The following is a 23,554-nucleotide window of genomic DNA, read 5'->3' as shown; positions in this document are numbered from 1 at the left end:
TCTTTCTCCTACTTCTACAAAGGAGTGGGAGAAGAATCAACGAAATTGTTCAAAATTAATTAGCAAAATGTGTCCAATTCTACTTGACGCTTACAATCCTGCATATCACACAGGATTTTATGAATTATCAATCTGTATTATAAATCTACATTTGGTGAATAGATTTTATTTAAAATGATGTAAAATCATCCTAAATTTTTGAACTAAACAATGTCCCATGAAATTAATTTGGCAATATCAATCTCAAATACATCGATAAATATATCTAATAGATGTTGTGCTGGCTCTTCACCACCACAACATTCAGGAGAAATAGCAACTGTAATCAGATCCCAATTATAAACATTCTTAAGATAAGTTAAGGAATTGTATACTTCTTCATCAGGTTTCAATCTAGGGTTTCTCCCATGAAAGTTCTCTTCATTAAAAAAGTCTAAGTCTAAGTTAAGTATTAATGATTTGTCATTTACAAATGATTCTACTAATCCATTTTCAATAATTTCTTGTAATTTAGACATAGTTCGTACTCTTAATCCTGTATATGTTCTCCCCTTAACATAATTAGTTGCCCAATCCTCAAACGGTTCGCTGCTAAAGTCAGAAACATAAATAATATTATCGATTGTACCTCTACCGAATGCTGGCCAAATAAATGTGTCATAGGTTATATGGTTTTCTGTAAATCTTTTTAAAGAGGACAATTCTTCAATTTCTAAATATTCTGGATTGTCTTGTAATACGAATGGACAGTCATCCAGATGTGCATCTACATGGATTAATGTAGCATTAGGATTAATAATTGATTTTTCTCTCGCAAGTTCCCATATATAGAAAGCCCACTTATGATTGTCCATTATGTAAATATTTTTATCAGGAAAGCAGATTTTATTTCCATCTCTCATTTTTTCACCCCATTGAGTTAAGATAACCAGGAAATGCAACAGAGTTTTATAACTGCTTTTCACCGTTTTTCAATTTTCTCTTTCACTAATCTGTTATAAGCCTCTTCTCCATAATAACCCTTCCAATTCTGGTTATATTATGAAATACCCCTCTTTTACCTCTTAAAACATCGTCTGAATCAGTGAAAGGTCTCCCCCCATTTATGAATTCCTCATTATTTATTTTCATTTTAATTCACCTCTAATTAGATACATTTACTTTCACTACCTATATTAAAAATAAGATACACTTTTCGAGGATTTTAAATTGATTTCATTAATTTCGTTTAACCAATCTTACTGCCCTGTCTTTTTAAATAAAAATATACTCTAATTTGGCAACTAAATGTTTGTATCGTATGTTGCTCCAACTGTCCTGATAAAATTTTACCGAAACCATCTCATAGGAATCTCAAGGTGTGCTGGATTATTCCTATCCCATGTTGGATCAATATCCTCTTCTTTTACAATAGGGGAATATAATAGATATTTTACTAAATCAGACGACAAAATGTAGCGTACTTCCCCTTTAGCTTTATCAGTTACAATATTTATTTCAGATTTTTTATTTGGATTTTCCATATAACATACAGTAAACCCGTAATTTAATTGATTTAATAAAACTATAAATGTAAATTTTCCTTCCCAATAATCATCACGTAATTCATTTACTCGGTTTTCCAAATCGATAAGATTTGGTTCTTCTTCCAAATTAATTTCTTGCAAATAAACCCTTTCATGATCTAAGAAGCTAGAAGAAACTAACAATAGATCTTCTTTTCGAGTTAATGATACTTGATAATTTAAATGAAGATTTCTTTCCCCATTACTTTGAGTTACAGCGTACATTAAATAAGTGGTATTCCACATTCTTTGTACTCCTCCTGTATGTACATATCCCCCAAAGAAAAAGCCACCTACATCAAACAACTTTAAAGGATTTTTAATGGCGAAATTTTGTAAAAATGCAAGCGTATAAACTAAACATATTCCATCTCCAAAATTATCATTTGTTATGAAATCTACAAACTGTGAGCTTTTATCACTTAAATATTGGTGTTCTCTTCCCGAACCTAGGTGTATTGAAGAATGTTCTTCTTTGAACTGACCGTTACCCATGTAATTATATGAATACAACTTAGGCATATCTTGTTCCATAAAACCCATAAGTAATTCTACACGAGAGAATGGACCGGCTGATAACACTTTTTCGAAAGCGGTTATTGGTTTTAATCCCTTTTCGAGTTCTTTTCTATACATTTCCAGTACCTCGAGTGCATCTTCAACATCACCTGCAAATGTAACTAAAACATTACCAGGCAATTTAAAGACTTTATACCTTCTATCTTGCATAGTTTTATTTTCTTCCTTAACAAATTCACCAAAAGTAGTATATTCACCAAATGCTTCATCAATTTCTTGATTTCGTCCACTTGAAGTCATACTATCAGCTATCAAAAATACTGCAGTTTTAGATTTAAAACCAATACAATATGTCACACTACTAGCCTCCCATATAAGGACTTATTTTACTAAACTGCCCCGTAACGTTAAGTATACAATTTCATAAGTTCCTTTAAAATTAACAATTAGATTTAATTTTCATTAAAGGAGTTGCTCTACAAACTGACCAGATTCTGGAATAAGAAAAATCCTGTATATCAACACAGGATTTTTAATCAAAATTTATTCTAAATTATCAATTGTTTTTATAAAACTACAACTATACAGCCATTTTTCTACAAGATTCAGCACATCTATAACATACTTCTGCACATTCCTTACAATGTTGATGATGTTCATGTTTATTACATGTGTCACCACATGCTTGACATATCTCACTACACAATTGACAAATTTGATTAATAAATGGACTATTTGTTTGCATTGATTTTGTTGCTAATGCACAAATGTCAGCACACTCTCTTAATGTTCTAATACATTCTGCTAGCATTTTTACGTTATCCTCTTTTAGACATGCGTCAAAACATTTGTTACAAGACTCCATGCACTCAATACATGCTCTAATACACTCTTCAAAATTCATTTGCATTTAAAAATACCTCCAATAATAGCTATAATTATTACTGTTAAGTATTTACCCTAGTTTTTATTTAATACTTTTATATTTTATAGACCCCAATAAGTAATTAAATCAAAGAGACCAATTATTACTAGGACACCCCCTGCAAATTTTTGAATTATTCTTCCAAGTTTCATACTTTTTTTCATAATTAAACTTTTCACATCAAAGTACCAAACTAAACCTAATATAATCATTAGTGGGATGGATGTTGCAATACCAAATATTACTGGTAGTACAATTCCATAGGATGTAGAAACAACTGTTGGCATTAACCATACAAAAAAGAGTACAAACATCGTTGGACAGAAAGCAATTGCAAAACTAGCCCCTAACAAGAAAGAGCCAAACTTTCCAGTCTTAATATTCGCTGGGACATAATTAGAAAGTTTGTTCAAAATTCCCAACCTTATAATTCCAAGAAGTACAAATCCAGTTAAGATTAAAAGTGGACCAATCGCTTTTCGAAATATTGGAAAGTATTCTGTTATTTTAGACTCCAAGGATTGGCCAAAGATCCAAGCTAATAATCCAATTGAAAAATAAACTAAAACTTTTCCACTTATAAAGGTAAGAATCTCTCCCCAGTTTTTATCAACTTGAATTGTACGATTTCCGTACAAAGTAATTGCACTGATATTCCCTGTTAGTTGGCATGGAGCAAAGGCACCGATTAATCCAAGTAGAAGTGCAATAACAATTGGAGAATGTTCATATGAATTTAAATATACAGAAATAGGCTGACTGATGACTTGACTGATTTGTGATAAAAAGTTATACATTTCTATTATTCACTACCTTATTCAATAGCTAAGTTTCCATTTTTAGCAAGGCTATTCCATGAATTTCCTTGATCATTTGTTTGATAAATTGACAAATTATTTGTAACTATTGTTATTTCTTGTTGCTCATTTGGATTCACTGCAAGATAAATGATTGGATCATTCTTTGTTTCCTTCGGAAGTTTAATATCCTTTACTTTCTTATTCTCTAATGTAAATAATTTTAAATATACTTGTTGACTCTCATCAATACTGGAATAAATTCCTCCCTCTTCATTCAAAGTTACATAGGTTACCATTTCATTAGAAATTAATTCAGAAAAATTCTGTCCATAGTCCTCTGACAAATAAATTCCTTCTTTACTACCGATTACAAGAAGTCCTTCTTTTGATGGATGTGCTGAAAAATTAGATATATAAGATGAATTGAATCCATTTAGGGCTACTTTAGTCCATGTCTTACCTTCATCAGTTGAATAATGTAAACCGCCCTCTAAATTATCCGTAGGTGTTTCATTAAAGACATAAATTATATTACTATCATAACCCACTGCAAGATAGTGGAAATCTAGTTCCCCATAAAAGGCTAATTGTTCCATATTAGCACCTTTATCTGTACTTTTAATAAGACCTAATGGGTTTTTTAGATTTGAACCTTCCTCTGGATGTCCACTTGAATAGAAGCCGTCTCTTACAGCTGCAAATCCCATATAATCGTGTTTTTGACTATTCGCTACTTTCCATGTCTTTTCGTCAAATTGATAGAGTCCATTATGGGTTGCAACTAAGAACTCATTTCCTCCATTTGCATACCCTAAACCATGAACATGGTCAATTTGTTCGTTTTTTACATTATCAAAAGAATATTTTTGTTCAGAATTACAAGCTACTAAGATACTAGATAACAATAGTAGTCCAAATAAGGTTTTTATCTTTTTCATTGTCATTTTCTCCTTAACTCCATTTATAACCGATACCCCATGCTGTTTTTAGAAAATTACCAGTAGGAAATCCAGCCTTTTTTAGTTTGTCCCTTAAATTACGAATATGAGAATCAACTGTTCTGATATCTGTTTCACTTTCGTATTCCCAAGCTAAATTCAACAATTCTTCACGCGTATATGTTTTATTGGGTCTAGATAATAACGCCTTTAAAATAAAAAACTCTTTTAACGTTAGCTGAACTTTTAAATCAAGGTATTGTAAAGAATACCTTTCAATATCTAACGTAAAATCATTGTAATGGATATTTGACTCTCTTTCTTCATCTGGAGATCGTCTTAAAACTGCATTAACTCTTGCAACTAATTCTCTTTCATCAAAAGGTTTCGTAATGTAATCATCAGCACCACTGTTTAAACCTTTTACTAATTCTGTTTTATCTGTTCTCGCTGTCAACATAATAACTGGCACATTTGAGAATTCCCGAATTGCATTACATACTTCCCAGCCATCCATTCCTGGCATCATTACATCTAATAACACAAAGTGTATTTTTTCTTTTTTTAGTATTTCAATAGCATTTTTCCCATTCGTTTCCTTGATACACTTGATTCCTTGAGGGTTCAGAAATAATTCAACTAAATCTAACATTCTTTGTTCATCATCTACTAAAAGAGCTGTTTGCATTATTATTTGAGCCTCCTAATTAAATCATTATTTTAAATGTGCTTCCTTTCCCCAGTTTACTTTCTACTTCTATCGTACCTCCATGCGCCTCAACTAACTCTTTAACAACTGATAGTCCAATCCCTGAGCCACCATATGTACGAGAACGTGACTTTTCAACCCGATACAATCTATCGAAAATAAACTCAATTTCATCTGAAGGGATACCGATACCTTCATCACTTACTGAAATAACTGCTCTACCATTCAAACTATAGGCCTCTAATCGTACTTCTTTACCATAGTCGGAATATTTCATTGCATTATCCAAAAGATTAATAACAATTTGTTGTAAACGTAATGGATCAGCGTAAATTTGAAAGTTCTTTTTGCTTTCGGTTTTTAATTTTAGTTCTTTATTCAAAAATGACGGCTCTACGAGTTTATATATATTATCTAGGAAAGGCTGAGACCAAAAATATTCTTTATTTACTGTAAATGAATTTTCATCAATCCTTGCTAAATCAAGTAAATCTTTTACTAAATCCTTCATACCGTCAGCTTCTTCAGCAATAATAGAAAGGTAACGATCTCGCTCTTTTTCATTTAGATCTTTTCTCATCGCCACTTTTGCATAACCAATTAAATAAGTTAGAGGCGTACTTAACTCATGTGAAATTGAGGCTAAGAATTCATTTCTTTCTTTCTTTAAGCGTTCTAAATCCTTTGCAAGCTTTTGAATCGCAACTGCCAATTCTCCAAGTTCATCCTTACTTGCATATGGAAGTGTAACTTTAAAATCTCCCTTACTTAATTTCTCAGTAGCCTCTTTCATAATGATTAAAGGTCGTGTAAGGACTTTTGATAGTAATCCGTAAATAATGAGAATAATTACTACACTCGTTGCACCTGCTAGTCCAAAGTGCATAGTTAACTCATTCACCATTCGATTAATTGAATTTGTACTTTGATACATTAGTACATAACCGGAATGCTCACCATTTTGATAAGGATGTAAACTTACGATATAGGGTGAATCCTTATAGTCTGAAACTAAAATTCTATCTGTTTTAGACTTACTTTTCATAACTAACGGGACATATTTCTCTAAGGTTGGATTATTCTCATCAGAACTGCTAATTACCACACCTTCATTATTAATGATCATTACTTCTCTATCATTATTATTTTCCATCAATACGATATGTTTTATTGTAGATTCAGAATAATTTTCAATTAATACATCTCTATGATTTTCCCCATTAGCTAACAATCTAGAAAATTCTTCATCCACTCTACTGTGTATAATGTTTCGGTGAAGATAAAACATCAGAAATAACTCCAATATAAGTACAGCAGCAAAAAAGTATAACGCCAACTTTGTTGAAATTTTATTCAAAATAGACACCACCCTCTCAGAAAGCTTAATTATAAGTTAAAAATATGAAAAAATTATGCAGATTTCTAAACCAATAAAATCTTTAATGATAATCAAAAAAGAATACTAAAAAAATTGAAACATATATTGAAAATAGATTTATTTTAAAGGAGAGAACCAGTTGACATTTACTGTACTTTTGACCTTTTTACTTATTCTTATTTTCACATCAAAATTGATAATCGATACAGTACTCTACAGAAAAAAAATAACAATTATGGCTGGAATGATGATTTCTATGGTGTTGGGTATGATGGTTGGGTTCACTACAGGCATAATCACTGGAATATTACTAACTGATGCCTTCTTTTATTCTACGATTATTTCAGCTTTTGTCGGTATAGCTACTGGTTTTATAGTAGGGGTCCCAATTGGTTGGTTGGCGATTTTCGACGGTATCTTAGCAGGTTTAATGGGTGGAACAATGGGTGCAATGATAGGGGCGATGATGGATTCCGAATATCACGACCAATTAATAAAATTGACGCTTATACTCTACGTAGCAATCATGTTGCTATTGTACAGAATCATGCAAAAGCAAATTATCAAAAAACAATCTTTATTAAGCAATCCTATTGTTTTGACTTTTCTATTTTTGATAACAATAGTTACATATAATCAATCTGGATCCTTTGTTCCAACCTCAAAATCCAATCAAGTAGATGGTTCAATTCGAAACCTAGTTGTAACTGCAAATGATAATATTTTCTTACCAGATAAAATAAAAGTAAAAGCTGGAGAGAAATTGAAAATTACATTAGACAACATTGGGAAGAGTGAGCATGATTTTGAGATTGTTAATATTGAAGCTACGAGTATCGAAACACAATCTTCCCAGCATCATCATAATAAAGGAAATAATCAGATTCATATTCATAGCCTTCCTGGTGAGAAACAAGCTATCTCATTTATTCCTGTTACTCCAGGAGAATATAAATATGTTTGCACTATCCCTGGACATGCAGAATCCGGTATGATTGGTAGCATAGAAGTTACTTTATGATTATAAATAGAAAAAACCTCGTTTACAATGAACTGCACCCCAATTGTTAGACACATCTAACAATTGGAGGTGCAGTTTTTTATGGCTAAATTTAAGGCAGAAGAGAAATTACAAGCAGTTGAGCGTTATTTAAATGGAAACGAAAGTTCTCATGAAATAGCTAAATCCTTAGGAACTGATAATAAAGCGATTCTAAAATGGGTTACACAATTTGAACACAATGGTGAAAAAGCCTTCGTCAAACAATATACAAACTACACACAACAGTTTAAACTAGACGTACTAACTTATATGATTGAAAACGGTATGTCCTTAAACGAAACAGCTGCGGTCTTTAACATAGCTGCTCCTTCAACGATTAGTGTTTGGAGAAAACAATTTGAAAAACAAGGATTTGATGCCCTTCAATCAAAGAAAAAGGGGCGTCCATCCATGAAAAAAGAATCCAATAAACAACATAAACGAACACCAGTTGAAGGCTCTACAGAAGCACTTCGAGCAGAAATCGAACGTTTACGTATGGAAAATGAGTATTTAAAAAAGTTGAACGCCTTAGTTCAAAACAAGGAAAAATCACCAAAGAAGACAAAGTAAAGGTCATCTATGAATTAAGGCATAAATACTCGGTGAAGGCGCTTGTGGCATTCGCACAAATTACACGTAGCACGTACTACGATTTAGTAAAGAAGATGAATCGTCCTGATCCAGATGCCGATTTAAAAGCTGAAATCCAGGCAATTTACGACGAACATGAAGGCCGTTACGGTTACCGTCGCATCCGGGATGAATTGGCGGACCGTGGTCAAAAAGTGAATCATAAAAAAGTTCAACGCATCATGAAAGAACTTGGTTTAAAGTGTGTTGTTCGCATGAAGAAATATAAATCTTATAAAGGGACAGTTGGTAAAATTGCGCCAAATATTTTGGATCGTAAATTCACTGAAGATGCCCCAAATGAAAAATGGGTCACGGATATTACTGAATTTAAGTTATACGGCGAGAAGCTTTATCACCTGTATTAGACTTGTTTAACGGAGAAATTATTACGTATAAAATTAGCTCTAGGCCAACTTATTCTCTTGTTTCAGAAATGTTAGACCAAGCTTTCGAGCGCTTACCAGAAGACCACCAGCTACTATTACATTCCGATCAAGGCTGGCACTATCAAATGAAACAATATCGACACGCTCTTGAGACAAGAGGAATTGTACAAAGCATGTCACGTAAAGGGAACTGTTACGATAACTCGGTGATGGAGAATTTCTTTGGAATTATGAAATCAGAACTCCTTTATCTAAAGGAGTTTGAGAGTGTAGAGCATTTTAAAAAAGAATTAGAAAAATATATCGAATACTACAACATGAAACGGATAAAGGCAAAATTAAAAATGAGTCCGGTACAATACCGAACTCATTTTACCCAAGCTGCCTAATGAAATAACCGTGTCTAACTTTTAGGGGTCACTTCAACAAACGAGGTTTTTTATTTCATTTTTATTGCTCATGTACAGTTGAAAAATTACTGATAGAGATTATCTTCAATATATAAAACAGTTTCTTCGTCAGATTTTGTAGGTAAATGAAATTTTTGGTTATAATTTTCATGTCCCTTTCCCGTGATTATTATCCAATCATTATGAGCACTATTTTCAATCGCCCATTTTATTGCACTAGTTCTATCAGGTATTACGATTCCTTGATCGTTACCACAGTGGGAATTTATAATATTTAATGACTCAATCATTTCATCTTCTGGAACTGAATTTAAATCATCCAAAGTTAGTACAAATTGATCACTTAACTCCTTAGCTACAAAAATCATTCCTTCTCGTTTACTTTTATCTCTATTTCCTCTGAAACCAAAAATTTGAGTAACTTTATTAGCTCCATATTTTTTGGCTGTTGTTATACAATTAGAAATTGCTTCTGCTGTATGTGCATAGTCCACTACCACATTTACACCATTCCGTAATTTGATGATTTGAAACCTACCCTTGACTCCTTGAAAACCTCTTAACGAATTAATTATATTCTTATATTCAATTCCTAATAATTTAGCTACACTGTATGACATAACAGTATTATACATATTATGAACACCCATTATCGGAGATGAAAGACAATTAGTGTTCTTTTTTTCAGTGAATTTAATTATTGATTTTTCAATAATAAGATCTATTATTTGTAAAGTATTTTTATCTGAATAGCCTATGGAATAGACGTTTTTTCCTCTTTCGTTCAAAATACCTATTAATTTCTCGCCCCATTCATTATCTCTATTCACAATAGCCTGACCACTATCCTTTAAATAATCAAACAATAATAACTTTGCCTGAAAATAGTCCTCCATTGTCTTATGATAATCTAAATGTTCATGCTCAAGATTTGTAAATAAACAGAAATCAAACTTTATCCCCTCAACTCTATACTGAGATAAACCATGTGATGATACTTCCATAATGACTACCTCATCTTTGCTTTCAGATAGTAGTTTATGTAAAGCTAAAGTACCTGGAGTTGTATTATTACTTTTAAGGACTTGTCCATTAATTTCATTATGGATTGTTCCAATTAAAGAACAAGAATGACCGTTACTTTCCATAATATGTTTTAGCATTTGACTTGTTGTTGTTTTACCATTAGTACCTGTAATTCCTACCATTACTTTTTTACTAGAAGGATTTTTATAGAAACTATTTGCAATTATACCCAACGCTTTTCTGCTGTTAGAAACTTGGATATATGGTATTGGTAAAGAATCCATACTTTTTTCACCAATTATTGCGCATGCCCCATTTTCAATTGCTTGTGGAATATAATTATGACCATCTGCAGTGAAGCCTTCAATAGCAACAAATAGATATCCTTTAAAAACATCTACAGAATTATCAGCTATTCCTAATATTGAGAGGTTTTCTACTTTTGGTTCTAGTACAGATTTTATATCAAGAGTTTTAATTAATTGTTTTAATCTCATTGATGTTTACTCCTATTAATTATGATTGAAGCTTTAAACCAAAAGTAAAATACTATAATTGAGAAAAGAATACCTAGATAAAGTAAAATTTCCATACTATTTTTTGAGAAAGATTTTACCTCATCAATTTTTTTATTTTGTTCTTTCTGAATTGTGGTCTTTACACTTTCTAATTGAAAAGTATCAACTAAATTTCCTTCTTTTGTTGTAAAATTTAAAGTCCCATCTTTAGTTGCTTTTTTACTAATTTGTTCATTTAGTAAAGAAGTATAATAAAGATTTTTAGCTGATTTAAATTTTTTATCCCCAACTGTAAAAATAATACCTTTTTCGATACTTTCAGTTATATAATTTTCGAATCCATAATTTAAGAGTTCTATTGTGTCATGGTAAGATGTTTCCTCAGTAGGATTATTTAAAGTAATAACAATTAAACTTAGATTTTCATTTTCGGCTGTTGTTGCTAATGTAAAACCTGACTGATTAATATACCCTGTCTTTCCACCAGTAACTTCTTCATAAGGAATTTCGCCTTTAAGAATTTTATGATGAGTAATAAGAGTCGTATCCCATGAATCACCTATCCAATCCAGTTGTTTTGTACTGAATATTTCTTTAAAAGTGTCATTTTGCAAAGCATATTTGGTTATTTTCGCAAGATCTTTAGCAGTTGTAAAATGGTCCTTATTATATAATCCGTGTGGATTTTCAAAATTAGTATTTTGGACTCCAATTACATCTTTCAGATATGTACTTAAATTGTTAGAAAATTGTTCAACATTACCGTCTAAATGCTCTGCTATTGCAACCCCAGCATCATTTCCGGAATTTATCAATAACCCTTGAATCAACTTTTTTAATGTCACTTTCTCTCCTACTTCTAAATACACTCTTGTTCCTTCTACACTTCTAACACTACTACTTACAATAACTTCATCGTCTAAGTGACCATTTTCTATCGCATATATGGCTGTAGCAATTTTGGTTAAACTTGCAGGATACATTTGCTTATTAGCATTTTTTTCAAATAGTATTTTTCCTGTATTTGCTTCCATTACTATTGCAGATTCACTCACAATATTTGGAGTTCCTGAAGTGGTAGCACCAAAGACATACGTTGCATTTAATGAATAAAATGCAATTAACACAATAATTAAAAGGATTGTTTTTCTCATATATACCAAATCTCCATAACTATTTATCTTTTATTTAGCGATTCGTTAATTTTAAAATAAAAATATGGAGAAAATGTGCAGTTTTAAAGCTGTAACATTACTTTAAATTTAGATATATAATTGTAATAAGTGAGTAAATCTTAAATTTTATCCAATTAACATCCCTGTTTAAATCAAAAGGACAATTCCAATTTTTTATTAGGGGTCATTAGTATTGAATTAAATTTGATATATTTGATAATTTTTTTAATAACCATTTTGAATCAGATATGTTAAATTGTGTAGATTCGGAGCAAGTACACGAAATATAACGCAGGTTTTAGGGGGAAAATGAGACGGAGCAGCTATGGATTCAAAATACGAGTTAAATATTCGTAACTACTTTTTAAAGAGTTTTTGTTCAAAAAAAAGAATGCCCTTATAAAAGGGCATTCCAGATTGTCGACAAAAGGCCTTCAGAATGGTCACATTCTGAAGGCCTTTTGTATTTTTGAAAGTTTTTTGGGTATTTTACAGACTTATTCTAAGTAAAAGTACTCTTCGAGTATTCTAATTTAGATCATTTCTGGAGCTTGCCATGTCCAATTAGCAAGCTTCTTTAAATTCATGGCAGCAAAAGTAAGCATCGCTTGCATGGACAATTTTTTAATCCCACGTAGGGTTGTCCATCGCATACCATGCTTTTCTTTCGCATCTGCAAAGACACGTTCAATTGTTTCTTTACGTCTCGCATATATTTGTTTGATATCACTTTGATGACGAAGGTGGTCCGCTTCTTCAACATACTCTGCCCAAATATGACGTTCAATAATTTTTCGATGATCCTTACTATTTGTACATTGAGCAAGTAAAGGACAGGTTGCACATTGAGTTGGGTTCGATTTATATTGGCGTTTACCTTCCTTAGTGGTAGTCGAGTATTTAAGGACTTGCCCTTCCGGACAAAGGTAGCAATCATAGTACTCATCATATACATAATCGTGTTTGCGCAAAAATCCATCCTTCGTTTTTGGACGTGTATAAGGTAGTGCCGGTTGAATATCTTGGTCAAATAGGAATTTCGTAATCGCAGGTGTTTTATAAGCAGCATCGGCAGCAACCGCAAGTGGCTTTTTCACTTTTTCCATTACCTTTTCAACAAGGGGTTGAAGCATATGACTATCATGAATATTCCCAGGTGTGACAATAGATCCAAGTATAAATCCATAGCGATCAGCTGCCGCATGGAATGAATAGGCAAACTGCTTCGTCCGTTCATCTTTTACATAGTAGCCACTTTCAGGGTCTGTCGTACTCTCTTTAATTTCCTTCATTTCCTCCTTATCAAATTTGTCTGGAGGAAATGGTTTCTTCCCATGATCAACTCGATCTTGGTTTAACTCTTCTTGAAGTTTTGCTTCATATGCACGAGTTTCTTTTCGTACCATCTTCTTTTCAAATTTGCGTTTATTCGCACTGGCTTTAACATGAGTTGAATCTATAAAAATATGATCGGCACTAAGTAATCCTTTATCTGCGATTTCTTTAAGAATTCTATAGAAAATCTGTTCAAAGATGTCGGTATCTTGGAAACGACGTTCATAATTTTTACCGAAGGTAGAAAAGTGAGGTACTTCCGAATGAAAACCGAAACCTAAAAACCATCGATAAGCCATATTTGTCTCGATTTCTTTTATTGTTTGTCGCATTGAACGAATGCCAAATACATATTGAACAAAAGTCATTTTGATTAATACAACTGGGTCGACACTTGGTCGACCTAAAGTAGAATATAATGGTTCTACTAGTGGATAGATGAAAGAAAAATCAATCGCCGCTTCAAGCTTTCTAACAAGATGATTCTGTGGCACAAGTTGATCAATAGTTATCATTTCAATTTGATCACGTTCATGATTATTGTTTTTCGTCATCATATCTATCACCTCTAGTAAATTTCACTGTAATTAATAATTATATTTTAAAATAAAAAAGACTGTAGGCAAACTCGAAATTTCGAGTTTGTCTACAGTCTGAAAGAATGCCCTTATAAAAGGGCATTCTTTCTTAGTCTTTTTTTAAAAGTTAATGGTATCTATGTGTAATCTTTAATTTCATAAATGGAAATTAACCCACTTTTTTTAGTACACGGTAATCAAAGTATAGTACAGAAGTTATTTTTGTAGCGTATTTCCCAATTTTACTCTTTGCAAACGTAAAGCATTGAGTACAACTGATACTGAACTAAATGCCATTGCAGCTCCAGCTACCCAGGGAGCTAGTAAACCTATTGCTGCAATTGGAATCCCAATTGTATTATAGGCAAATGCCCAAAATAAGTTTTGCTTGATATTTCTCATTGTTTTACGGCTCATTAAAATTGCATCTGCAATACTATTTAAATCGCCACGAATTAATGTAATATCCGCAGCCTCCATTGCAACGTCAGTACCTGTACCAATTGCCATGCCAATGTCCGCTGTTGCGAGTGCCGGCGCATCGTTAATACCATCACCTACCATTGCTACCCTTTTACCTTGATGCTGCAACTTATTAATTTCTTCTGCTTTACCTTCAGGAAGTACTTCTGCAATAACCGAGTCAACGCCAACCTCTTTTCCAATAGCATGAGCAGTACGTTGATTATCTCCAGTCATCATTATGACTTTAATACCCATGTTTTGTAGGCGAGATATAGCATCTTTAGATGTTTCTTTAATAGTATCTGCAACGGCTACTAAACCAGCATACTGTCCATTTATCGCAACTAACATAGCTGTTTTTCCGTTACTCTCTAGCTCCGCCATAGTTGGTTGAACTTTTTGGATATCAATACCGTATTGTTGCATCAATTTGCGTGTACCAATTACAACACCTTGACCTGAAACTGTTGCCTGTATACCATAACCAGGGATTGCCTCAAAGTATTGGACATGACCTAGTTCGATTCCTTTATCTTGTATACCTTGAACAATTGCTTGAGCCAATGGATGCTCAGATTGTTTTTCTGCAGCACCAACTAACGATAAAAATTTATTTTCATCGAGATTGGTATTTAAAAGAATATCTGTTAATACAGGTTTACCATGAGTTACTGTACCTGTTTTATCAACTACCACTGTATCAATACCTTGTGTTTGTTCTAGATGCTCTCCACCTTTAAAAAGAATTCCTAATTCAGCTGCACGTCCTGATCCAGCCATAATTGAAGTAGGCGTTGCTAAACCAAGTGCACATGGACAAGCAATTACTAGAATCGCAATTAATACTTCTAGTGCTTGCGTAAAATTACCTGGATTTATCAAGATGATCCATACTAAGAAAGTAAGAATAGCAATAGCTATTACAATAGGAACAAAAATCCCTGATATTTTATCTGCTAAACGTTGAATTGGCGCCTTAGAACCTTGCGCATCTTCTACTACTTTAATAATTTGTGCTAAAGCAGTATCTCGGCCAACTTTAGTCGCAGTCATTTTAATAAATCCATTTTTATTTATAGTCGAACCGTATAAAATATCGCCAGTATTTTTATCAACGGGTAGACTCTCACCAGTTAACATCGATTCATCAACTGCTGAAGTTCCTTCTAATACTTCACCATCCACAGGAATTTTTTCACCCGGTTTTACTAAGATGATGTCACCAGTGACTACTTCTTCTAACGGTATCTCCTTTTCAATACCATCACGAAGTACAATTGCATTTTTAGCTTGAAGTCCCATTAATTTTTTTATTGCCTCAGATGAACGTCCTTTTGCTTTTGCTTCAAATAATTTACCTAATAAGATAAGCGTAATTAATACAGCACTTGTTTCAAAATATAGTTGGGGACCATGATGTGTATCACTTCTTACGATAGTTTGGTATAAACTATAGAAATAAGCAGCTGAAGTACCCATAGCAACAAGTACATCCATATTTGCACTACCATTTCGAAGAGCTTTATAAGAACCCACATAAAACTGTTTTCCGATGATAAATTGAACTGGTGTTGCTAAAATCAATTGTACCCATGGATTCATTAATAATTCTGGAACATATAAAAATGATGTAAATGAAAAGTGTCCTACCATAGTCCACAATAACGGTAAAGATAAAATAGCTGAAATAATAAATTTACGCTGTTGATCTTTAATGTGTTTTTCTCGATAGTCCACATCTTGTTTGTCATCTTTCTTTTGGTGTGCACCATACCCTAAGTTCTCTACCTTTGCAATAATGTCAGAAATTGTTACTTCTATTGGATTAAATTCAAGTGTTGCTTTTTCAAGTGCTAAATTGACATTTGCCGTTGACACACCTGTGATTTTGTTCAAACCTTTTTCGATTCGAGTTGCACAAGCAGCACATGTCATACCAGTTATATCAAATTCTACTTTTTGTTTTACAACACTATATCCAAGAGACTTAATTTTCTTTTCGAAATCTTCTTCAGAAAGTTTTGAAGGATCATATTTAATAGATGATTTTTCAAGAGCTAAATTGACCGTTGCTTTTTCTACTCCATCCATTTTGTTGATCCCTTTTTCAATACGATTTGCACATGCAGCACAAGTCATTCCTTCAATTTGTATACTTGCTTCTTTAAAATTATTAGTCATGTTATTCACACCCATTCGATACCTCATAGGGGTATATATTTTTGAAAATTAGAGAGTGCTTAAAAGCACTCTTATTCTACCTCATATCCTTGATCTTCAATCGTCTCCTTGATTTTATCTAAAGAAACTTGTGATTCATTATACTGAATATCTACTTTAGCTTCATTTAAATTTACAATTACTTTGTTAACACCCTCTAATTTTCCAACACTTCCTTCAACAGCTTTAACACAATGACCACAAGACATTCCTTGAACATTTATAGTTACATTTTTCATATTTTTCTCTCCTTTTTTAGAATAAAATTTCAATTATACACTATAGGGGTATATAGAGCTGAAAAAATTATTTTTTCATGAGTTTTTGAATTGTTAATACTAATTCATCTAAAACTTCCTCTTCCCCTGCTGACAGGCGATCTACTACACAACCTTTTATATGACCTTCTAAAAGGATTTTCGCTACACTATTTAATGCTGATTGAGTTGCAGATAGTTGTGTAATTATGTCATCACAGTATACATCCTTTTCAATCATTCCTTTAATCCCTCTGATTTGCCCCTCTATACGATTTAAGCGAGTTGTTAAGTCCTTTTTAACACGTTCTGGATGATGACTCTTTCGACAAGACGAATCATTCCATGTATCGCAATTTACATCATTTACTAATTCGTCCATTATAAAACCTCCTATCTCGAAAAGATAATACCATACCCCGGTGTGGTATGTAAAGTTGAATTGATACATTATATGCATACTTAGTGTAGTTTGTTCTCAATCTTATAATCAAATTTTGCTCTTTAGCGCCATTTTACAAAATTAATTAAAATTTCATTTGTTTTCATAATAAAAGTCGAGGAATATTATAAAATTTAATATTTCCCGACTACCTTTAGTAAATTCAAAATAAAGTTAACTGGATAAAGCTATTTTCCCTAAAATTACTCAAACGTATACCAAATAACACAATAGGTATTTCGCTCAAATTTTCCTCGTAAAGCTTTTCTACCATGCTATATAAATCCTCAGGATTTGAAGTACCATGTTTTAAGGTAATACTTTTAGAATGTCTACCTTCTTCCCAGTGTTTTTTATAGACAATTGCAATTGTTCCAGCTCTTAAATTTTTATTAGTTAATCTACTACACAATAATTCAATCATTTTTTTTGCTAAATCCAGAATTTCTTCTGAATCAGAAGTTGGCTGGGAGAAGGTTTTTTCTTTTCCTATTGTCTTATCTCCTTTTTCTCTTATGGTATTTAGGTTATCAGAACCTTTACCTAGAGCTACTTTCTGAAGCCACTCTCCTCGAACACCAAGTATTAATTTTAAGTGAAGTGGATCGGCTTTAGCTAAATCTCCAATTGTGTATATATTATGTTTATTTAATTTCTCCTCTGTTTTTTTACCGCATCCGTGTAATTTACTTAACTTTTGTGGGTGAAAGAATGAACAAAACTGTAATTGTTCTAGATGAACATACCCAAAGGGCTTTTTTATATCCGCTGCCATTTTAGCTGATGTTTTAGTACTACTACAACCAATACTACATCCCAGAGTTAACTTAGCCCACAATATTTCTTGTATATACTTAGCTATTTTGATAGGCGCTGTTCCATTTGCAACTCTTTCTGTTATATCTACATACGCCTCATCAATACTAGCTATTTCAATGGGCCCTATTACACGTAAAAAATCCATAATTATTTTCGAATATCTACTATAAAGGGTATGGTCACGTTCTACAATAATTGCATTCGGACATTTTTTAAGTGCTTCATACATACTCATCGTAGTATATACACCCTTATCTTTAGCCTCATAACTAGCAGCAATTACCTTACCCTTATACTTATTATTTGGAGTTCCTCCAACAATAATTGGCTTATTTAATAATGAGGGATCTTCTGCTTGATGAACACTAGCAAAAAAGGAGTTCATATCCACTAGGAGAATTGTTCTTTTAGGCATAACGCGTTACCTACTCCTTAAGAAAAATCCTATTTCCAAACTGATTGTATTTACTTTTCATAATAACAAATATTTTTATCAATTAATAAAGAATAGCATTAAGCATAAAAAATAGCCCTTCTGCAAAACAGAATAAGGCTATATTAGTAATTTATATATATTACTATCTAAATTAGAAAAATGTTAATTATTATTAAAATTTAATACATTAGATATTCCAGCTTTTCTTAATAGAATTTTCAACGACTCATTTTCCTGTTGAGCTTTATACTCTCTTGAAATCAAATCTTGATTTGAAATAATTAAGCTCTTTATTTGTTGTTCAAGTTCAAATATTCTATACTCTAATATTTCTGTTTCTATTAAATGATTTTGTATTTTTTCAATAAATTCATTTAGCTCAACTAGTGATTTTTTTTGCCTTGTTAATCTATGTAAAGATAATATATCCTCCTTATCAACCTCAACAATACGACCATTGATGTATTTTTCAAGGGTATCTTTCGACTTGTATACACTACTTCGTGGAATTCCTGCTTTTTCAGCTATATTAAGTATATTTAACTTGTTATTTTTAATCTCTTTATATATCTCTTTTTGTTTTTCAATATTTTGTTGAATGTAATATTCTGCTTTAAACAGTTGTTCCTTTAATTTAGGACTTAATCCTTCATAATCACCGTTATTTATTTCTAACTTTTTCACTTCACTTATAACTATCTCGACTATATTTTTTTCAACCATTCACTACATTCCAGTACAAGTTCATCTACCTCTTTCAATTGTTTTAATATAGGTTCTAAATGAGGATTATCTTTAACTAGATTGGTTGTTCCGTTAATTTCTATTTGTTTTTTTAATAGTTCATATTCTGGAATAAACTTTTCATTAAAAAAATAGCTGAAAGCTTTTGATTGTATTTCAAATTCCCGTAGATATCGGGTGTCATTATCTGATACTTTCTTATTATGTTTTACAAGTTCGAGTTTTGTTATAAGTCTCCTATTAGTTAAATTGAAGTTTATAATATCAGGTACATGTGGTCTTAAATAAAACCATCTTTCTAATTGATTAAGCTTTTCCTGTCTTTCACATAACTTCGCCATAGCACTTGTACAAAAGCCAATTTCACTATCTAAAATAGGTGTATTTTGAAACACACTTATAATATGATTCAAATCTTTATAAATTTTTAATTTGTTTCTCTTTAAAAACTTATTTATAGTATTATATGCTTCAATATAATATGGATCATCTAGTTCTTTTCGAATTTCATCATCAAATATTCTTGTTTTTTCAGTTTCTAATAAATCACTTTGTTTCGAACTTCTCTTCAAAATTGTTTCTTCTATAATTTTATTATCATCTCTAAAATAATGCATGGTCATTTCTTCTTCTAAATGATTCATGTGTTTTTTTATCCATTGTAGATTTATCCCTGGTTTTTTTCTTAAATAATTGCAGACTGCTACTCTATACTGGTGGGCATTAACTTTTAAAAAAACTTTCCCAATATCTTCTGAGGTGAAATTTCTCATATTATTTACCAGATTATCTGTTACTTCTATTTTAGCAACTTGATTCATTTCAATTTCTGAAAGTGTATCCATTCCAATTATTTCCTGGTTCCTTATAAAAAATCTAAGTGAATTAGTACCCCAAGCAGTACTACTGTACGCACCACCTTCAGGGTTAGGGTATAAATATTTACTACCATTTTTTCTACGAATCTCACCCAATTCCTCCAATTTTTTATATGCCTTAATAGCTAATGATGTCATAAAAGTAATAGTCCATTTACCATCTTCAGTACCAGTAGTTTTATAAGTCCAAAATTCAAGTTTAACTGACTTTTTCTTTCCATTAAATATCTCTTCCTCTTTTAACCTTCCAATTTCAAGCAAGAGAGCTTCACCTATTCTTAAACCTATTTGTGAAAGAAGAATAATTAATCCAGCTGTCATTCTATCAACCAAATTAATATCTTCATTTTCTAAATCTCTAATTGCTTGTTGAAGTATCGCTTTAAACACTCTATCTGGTATATTTGGAGTTTTCCCATTTTCAATTTCATATTGTACCTTATGCATGTCTCTAGGAGTAAATAAGCTTCTGAGATCATTTAAATTAAATGCATTATCTTTATGTTCAATCTCTATAAGATATTCTTTAATGCTAAATTGTATATGATATCTATACCTTTCATATTCATATTTTTTAAGGTAGTTTTGAATAATTTGATCATAGATTGCAGTTGGAACTGTAATATGCACTTCATTTTCTAAGTATTTAATAAAATTCTTAATTCTACAATATTTACCATAAATGGTACTAGCCCGTATTTCCCCACTATATAATAGTCTTATTATTAATTTTTTTAAATAATACTTAAAGATATTAGATTTTAAATCATTAAATTTGTATATAGTATGTGTTTTTTTAATAGTCTCTTTTTTCATCAGGTTTGAAAAATCCCAATAATCGTCTCTAAAATTAATTCCTTCTACAATCTCATATGATATATCTAAATAATCACTTGTATTCAAATCTATTGCTTCGTTAAAACTTTCATTTTTCAAACTTGTCGTTAGTTTTGTTAGATTCATTAAAGAATATTCTCCTTTTGAAAATGCAAAATTTCTGTTAAATAAGAACCATATAATTCAACTAACGAATTATAATACCTTTTTTCATTTATAGTCTCAGCTTCTTCTTCTTTTTCATGATAAAAATTCATATACCTTTCAAATATATCCACTCTATCTGAGGAAGTTACAAATTTCCTACATGTCAAACATAAATATTCACTATCTACTGACCCTTCATATACCTCATTTTGCTTAATGCAGTTCTTGCTATTGCAAGCTCCTGCCCCTGACACTACTTGTTGTAATTTTTCTATTTCCATTTCATTATCAACAATACTTCCATCTACTTCTCTACCGCCTATAGTAATCATATAAGTAGCTTCTAAATAATCCTTGTCGAGTTGTTTTCTATAGGAATTAGCTGCAACCCTTGCTGTATTACCTGAAATCTGAGCAGCTATAGCTGGGGTAATATTACCAGACTCAACTTGCTTCCATGCACTATCTATAAAAGTATCTCTAGCATCATTGGGTTCGTATCGAGTTCTTATTCTGCCGGCTTTGTGAAGCGATTTAATGATATTTTTAAAATTCAACCTATATTTCGCGTAGACTCTACCTATCCTTCTATTTGACATTCTTTTAGTAGGGAACATTGTTAGAAATACGTATCCTTTATTGTCTAATGTTGCTTCATCATTATATTCCTCAGTAAGGTCTATAGCTTTTTGAATTAATTGGATATCTTCTACTAATAGATAGGTGGGAACACTTTCACCGTTGGATGTTTTTGATATATAGCTAATCTCACCTATGCCCATTGATTCACTAATTGACTTTATGCAGTCTCTTTTTAAATTGCAAATCTCTCCTAAACGGAGTTTAGTTTGACATGACAAGGAAAAAATAATGTTAATAAGTTCCGAATCAATTTGTTCATCAACAGTTTTTGAATTTTCTTTAAGCTTTATAAATTCATTTTTTATTTCTTTAAAATCATCCGCTTCAAATGGGTTTCCACCATCTAAACGACTAGTTTTCACTTTCAAATTTTGAATTGTTAGTTCTGGAATATTATATTTTTCTTGATAAAATCGTAGATACTGTTTAATCTGATTAATTGTTTGTAAATAAGTACTTTCCTTTAATGTTTCTCCCTTATTTGTTTTGCGATTTTTAAGTGTTACACAATAAAGTAAAAGAAAATCGTCAAGTAAGGATAGTTTATTATTGTAGAAAGTTGTGAGTTTCTCAAACTCCTTTCGATATTTATCAAATTCATTTAGGAAATTAATTAACCTTGGCACGACCCCTTTTAATACAGAATGGCTATTTTTATAATTCCAGATATATGTTTTCAATTCATCTCTTAGATACTTGTTTTTAACTTCTGTGAAATTAATATAATAATTACTCCTACTTAATTCAGAAGTAAATTTCTCTTTATTGTTTGGTACTACACACCATTTATTACTTAAAGGAATTGGTTCAAACGGTGAAAGAACTAATATTTCATAACCTAATTCTATATGAGTTAGCATTTTATTATAGAATAAGAAATCCCTACGGAATATACCTTTATCAAGTATACTGACACCATTTTTTTTTATAGATATTTCATCTATGTATAAATAAAATTTAATTAAGTAAGCACCAGAATTAAACGACTTAGCATTCACTTCTCTATCTAGTTTCTTAAAAAATTTATATTGTTTTATAAACTTAGAAGGATTAAAATATGCCAGTGTATTTAATTGCTGAATATCATCAACTTTTTCCGATATATCTTCCTTTATAAATACATCTCCTTTTAAACTCTCCTCAAAAAAGTAAAAAAAAGCTCGTGAACAGACGTGATTTATTCTTTCTTTTGGTGTTGTAAAAGAGTCCTCATAGACTAAATTACTAATACAATGTAAGGTGAATTGTTCAAATAATTTAAACAAGAAGGTGTTATTAGTGTTAAAATTTATATTTACCAACCGTGAGGCTACACTTTTTTTATCATCAATCAGTAATTGATAAATATTTTCAGGGTTACTACATTTAGGGTAATTAGTATAAAAAAAAGCACCTTCTCTAATCTTTGAATACGGTATTACATAGCGGACTTCTCTATTAATAAGTAAATGTTTAATTTTATTTATATTTTCTTCTTCTAATAAAAAATTATTAGCAACATAAAGGTAGAAATTTATTATCATATTTCTTATTACTTTTGAAAAATTATTGGTATTATCTTTAATTTCAATCATTTCATTTAACCGTTGCATCATATCACAGAATTTATACCAATTTATTTCGCTAGTGTTTTGAATCGGCTACACTAAGTTGGACAGATACTATAAGGGCTAGTAGACTTAACATACTAACCTAAGGGAGCGTGCTACTATGTCACGTCAACGTCG

19 protein-coding genes and 1 pseudogene are annotated in these 23,554 nt (G+C 31.5%); 2 read left to right on the top strand and 18 right to left on the bottom strand.

What is annotated here, in order from left to right; all coding sequences use genetic code 11:
* Positions 1–203: 203 nt before the first annotated feature.
* From BJ095_RS17155 to BJ095_RS17125, 8 genes are all read right to left on the bottom strand, one after another.
* Entirely contained in the window at positions 204–902 is a 699-nt protein-coding gene (locus BJ095_RS17155) for a peptide arginase family protein (protein WP_107937391.1), read from the bottom strand.
* Between the two features lie 85 nt (positions 903–987).
* Complete coding sequence (locus BJ095_RS19135) at positions 988–1,131, bottom strand: hypothetical protein (protein WP_181418110.1); 144 nt, start codon at positions 1,129–1,131, stop codon at positions 988–990.
* Positions 1,132–1,328: 197 nt separating this feature from the next.
* Complete coding sequence (locus tag BJ095_RS17150; protein ID WP_107937393.1) at positions 1,329–2,441, bottom strand: Ntn hydrolase family protein; 1,113 nt, start codon at positions 2,439–2,441, stop codon at positions 1,329–1,331.
* Positions 2,442–2,664: 223 nt separating this feature from the next.
* On the bottom strand, positions 2,665–2,994 hold the full coding sequence (locus tag BJ095_RS17145; protein WP_107937395.1) for a four-helix bundle copper-binding protein: 330 nt from the start codon (positions 2,992–2,994) through the stop codon (positions 2,665–2,667).
* A gap of 77 nt (positions 2,995–3,071) precedes the next feature.
* Positions 3,072–3,806 carry an urease accessory protein UreH domain-containing protein gene (locus BJ095_RS17140; protein WP_107937397.1) on the bottom strand — a complete coding sequence of 245 codons (735 nt, stop codon included), beginning with the start codon at positions 3,804–3,806 and terminating at the stop codon, positions 3,072–3,074.
* Positions 3,807–3,823: 17 nt separating this feature from the next.
* A complete protein-coding gene (locus BJ095_RS17135) occupies positions 3,824–4,747 on the bottom strand; it encodes a F510_1955 family glycosylhydrolase (RefSeq protein WP_107937399.1) in 924 nt (307 codons plus the stop codon).
* A 13-nt stretch (positions 4,748–4,760) separates the two neighbouring features.
* Positions 4,761–5,435: a response regulator transcription factor gene (locus BJ095_RS17130; RefSeq protein ID WP_107937401.1), complete on the bottom strand. Its 675-nt coding sequence runs from the start codon at positions 5,433–5,435 to the stop codon at positions 4,761–4,763.
* 19 nt (positions 5,436–5,454) lie between these two features.
* Positions 5,455–6,822, bottom strand: a complete 1,368-nt coding sequence (locus tag BJ095_RS17125) for a sensor histidine kinase (protein ID WP_235867705.1) — start codon at positions 6,820–6,822, stop codon at positions 5,455–5,457.
* A gap of 151 nt (positions 6,823–6,973) precedes the next feature.
* Here BJ095_RS17125 and BJ095_RS17120 point away from each other — a divergent pair, with 151 nt between their 5' ends.
* Both BJ095_RS17120 and BJ095_RS17115 read left to right on the top strand, forming a co-directional pair.
* The gene (locus BJ095_RS17120; protein WP_107937405.1) at positions 6,974–7,855 is read left to right on the top strand and encodes a cupredoxin domain-containing protein; all 882 of its coding nucleotides are present in this window, start codon (positions 6,974–6,976) and stop codon (positions 7,853–7,855) included.
* A gap of 81 nt (positions 7,856–7,936) precedes the next feature.
* A pseudogene (locus BJ095_RS17115) lies at positions 7,937–9,287 on the top strand (IS3 family transposase).
* 86 nt (positions 9,288–9,373) lie between these two features.
* Here BJ095_RS17115 and BJ095_RS17110 read toward each other — a convergent pair.
* The 10 genes from BJ095_RS17110 to BJ095_RS17065 form a co-directional block, all read right to left on the bottom strand.
* Positions 9,374–10,831, bottom strand: a complete 1,458-nt coding sequence (locus tag BJ095_RS17110; protein WP_107937407.1) for a UDP-N-acetylmuramoyl-L-alanyl-D-glutamate--2,6-diaminopimelate ligase — start codon at positions 10,829–10,831, stop codon at positions 9,374–9,376.
* Positions 10,828–12,006, bottom strand: coding sequence for a D-alanyl-D-alanine carboxypeptidase family protein (locus tag BJ095_RS17105; RefSeq protein ID WP_107937409.1), 1,179 nt, complete (start codon positions 12,004–12,006; stop codon positions 10,828–10,830). The genes BJ095_RS17110 and BJ095_RS17105 overlap by 4 nt, the downstream gene beginning before the upstream one ends.
* 554 nt (positions 12,007–12,560) lie before the next feature.
* Positions 12,561–13,919 carry an IS1182 family transposase gene (locus BJ095_RS17100; protein WP_107937411.1) on the bottom strand — a complete coding sequence of 453 codons (1,359 nt, stop codon included), beginning with the start codon at positions 13,917–13,919 and terminating at the stop codon, positions 12,561–12,563.
* A 237-nt stretch (positions 13,920–14,156) separates the two neighbouring features.
* Positions 14,157–16,586, bottom strand: coding sequence for a heavy metal translocating P-type ATPase (locus tag BJ095_RS17095; RefSeq protein WP_107937425.1), 2,430 nt, complete (start codon positions 16,584–16,586; stop codon positions 14,157–14,159).
* A 71-nt stretch (positions 16,587–16,657) separates the two neighbouring features.
* Positions 16,658–16,864, bottom strand: coding sequence for a copper chaperone CopZ (gene copZ / locus BJ095_RS17090; RefSeq protein ID WP_107937413.1), 207 nt, complete (start codon positions 16,862–16,864; stop codon positions 16,658–16,660).
* A gap of 67 nt (positions 16,865–16,931) precedes the next feature.
* Positions 16,932–17,264, bottom strand: coding sequence for a metal-sensitive transcriptional regulator (locus tag BJ095_RS17085; protein ID WP_107937415.1), 333 nt, complete (start codon positions 17,262–17,264; stop codon positions 16,932–16,934).
* A 223-nt stretch (positions 17,265–17,487) separates the two neighbouring features.
* Positions 17,488–18,558: a Y-family DNA polymerase gene (locus BJ095_RS17080; RefSeq protein WP_107937417.1), complete on the bottom strand. Its 1,071-nt coding sequence runs from the start codon at positions 18,556–18,558 to the stop codon at positions 17,488–17,490.
* 183 nt (positions 18,559–18,741) lie between these two features.
* Positions 18,742–19,302 carry a hypothetical protein gene (locus BJ095_RS17075; RefSeq protein ID WP_107937418.1) on the bottom strand — a complete coding sequence of 187 codons (561 nt, stop codon included), beginning with the start codon at positions 19,300–19,302 and terminating at the stop codon, positions 18,742–18,744.
* Positions 19,284–21,164 (bottom strand): hypothetical protein, encoded by a 1,881-nt coding sequence (locus tag BJ095_RS17070; RefSeq protein ID WP_107937421.1) that lies wholly within the window; start codon positions 21,162–21,164, stop codon positions 19,284–19,286. Before BJ095_RS17070 ends, BJ095_RS17075 begins: the two co-directional genes overlap by 19 nt.
* Positions 21,164–23,401 carry a site-specific integrase gene (locus tag BJ095_RS17065; RefSeq protein ID WP_146223231.1) on the bottom strand — a complete coding sequence of 746 codons (2,238 nt, stop codon included), beginning with the start codon at positions 23,399–23,401 and terminating at the stop codon, positions 21,164–21,166. The genes BJ095_RS17070 and BJ095_RS17065 overlap by 1 nt, the downstream gene beginning before the upstream one ends.
* Positions 23,402–23,554 lie beyond the last annotated feature (153 nt).

The organism is Ureibacillus chungkukjangi (assembly GCF_003217295.1).
Lineage (GTDB): Bacteria > Bacillota > Bacilli > Bacillales_A > Planococcaceae > Ureibacillus > Ureibacillus chungkukjangi.
This window is presented reverse-complemented; position numbering and strand designations above follow the sequence as displayed.

Excerpts from the sequence above, each read along its gene's own strand:
- BJ095_RS17095 (WP_107937425.1), bottom strand. The coding sequence starts at position 16,586 with ATGACTAATAATTTTAAAGAAGCAAGTATACAAATTGAAGGAATGACT.
- BJ095_RS17155 (WP_107937391.1), bottom strand. The coding sequence starts at position 902 with ATGAGAGATGGAAATAAAATCTGCTTTCCTGATAAAAATATTTACATA.
- BJ095_RS17135 (WP_107937399.1), bottom strand. The coding sequence starts at position 4,747 with ATGAAAAAGATAAAAACCTTATTTGGACTACTATTGTTATCTAGTATC.
- BJ095_RS17130 (WP_107937401.1), bottom strand. The coding sequence starts at position 5,435 with ATGCAAACAGCTCTTTTAGTAGATGATGAACAAAGAATGTTAGATTTA.
- BJ095_RS17075 (WP_107937418.1), bottom strand. The coding sequence starts at position 19,302 with ATGGTTGAAAAAAATATAGTCGAGATAGTTATAAGTGAAGTGAAAAAG.
- BJ095_RS17100 (WP_107937411.1), bottom strand. The coding sequence starts at position 13,919 with ATGATGACGAAAAACAATAATCATGAACGTGATCAAATTGAAATGATA.
- BJ095_RS17085 (WP_107937415.1), bottom strand. The coding sequence starts at position 17,264 with ATGGACGAATTAGTAAATGATGTAAATTGCGATACATGGAATGATTCG.
- BJ095_RS19135 (WP_181418110.1), bottom strand. The coding sequence starts at position 1,131 with ATGAAAATAAATAATGAGGAATTCATAAATGGGGGGAGACCTTTCACT.
- BJ095_RS17080 (WP_107937417.1), bottom strand. The coding sequence starts at position 18,558 with ATGCCTAAAAGAACAATTCTCCTAGTGGATATGAACTCCTTTTTTGCT.
- BJ095_RS17140 (WP_107937397.1), bottom strand. The coding sequence starts at position 3,806 with ATGTATAACTTTTTATCACAAATCAGTCAAGTCATCAGTCAGCCTATT.
- copZ (WP_107937413.1), bottom strand. The coding sequence starts at position 16,864 with ATGAAAAATGTAACTATAAATGTTCAAGGAATGTCTTGTGGTCATTGT.
- BJ095_RS17065 (WP_146223231.1), bottom strand. The coding sequence starts at position 23,401 with ATGATTGAAATTAAAGATAATACCAATAATTTTTCAAAAGTAATAAGA.
- BJ095_RS17070 (WP_107937421.1), bottom strand. The coding sequence starts at position 21,164 with ATGAATCTAACAAAACTAACGACAAGTTTGAAAAATGAAAGTTTTAAC.
- BJ095_RS17145 (WP_107937395.1), bottom strand. The coding sequence starts at position 2,994 with ATGCAAATGAATTTTGAAGAGTGTATTAGAGCATGTATTGAGTGCATG.
- BJ095_RS17110 (WP_107937407.1), bottom strand. The coding sequence starts at position 10,831 with ATGAGATTAAAACAATTAATTAAAACTCTTGATATAAAATCTGTACTA.
- BJ095_RS17105 (WP_107937409.1), bottom strand. The coding sequence starts at position 12,006 with ATGAGAAAAACAATCCTTTTAATTATTGTGTTAATTGCATTTTATTCA.